A 275-nucleotide genomic window follows, 5' to 3' on the forward strand; every position below is an offset into this window, starting at 1 on the left:
CCGGACAGCGCGGCGCAGCGCCGATGGCAGCCTCGTCCTGCTTGCGGATCAGGACCGGGGCCTCTGGGACCGGAAAGAGATCGCCGAAGGCCTCGCTCTGCTCGGCCGCGCCATGGCACATCCGGAGATCGGCCTTTACACCGTGCAGGCGGCGATTGCCGCGGAACATGCCAAGGCCGGAACGCCTGATGCAACCGACTGGCGGCGCATTGCCGCCTATTACGACCTCTTGATCGCGGCACAGCCCTCACCCGTTGCCGAGCTCAACCGTGCTG

At 67.6% G+C, this 275-nt stretch carries 1 protein-coding gene; it reads left to right on the plus strand.

Going from position 1 to position 275, the window contains the following annotated elements:
• On the plus strand, positions 1-275 hold a 275-nt coding region (locus SB679_RS24085), incomplete at both ends, for a DUF6596 domain-containing protein (protein ID WP_410704763.1).

The organism is Chryseobacterium sp. SIMBA_029 (genome assembly GCF_046535275.1).
Classification (GTDB): domain Bacteria; phylum Bacteroidota; class Bacteroidia; order Flavobacteriales; family Weeksellaceae; genus Chryseobacterium.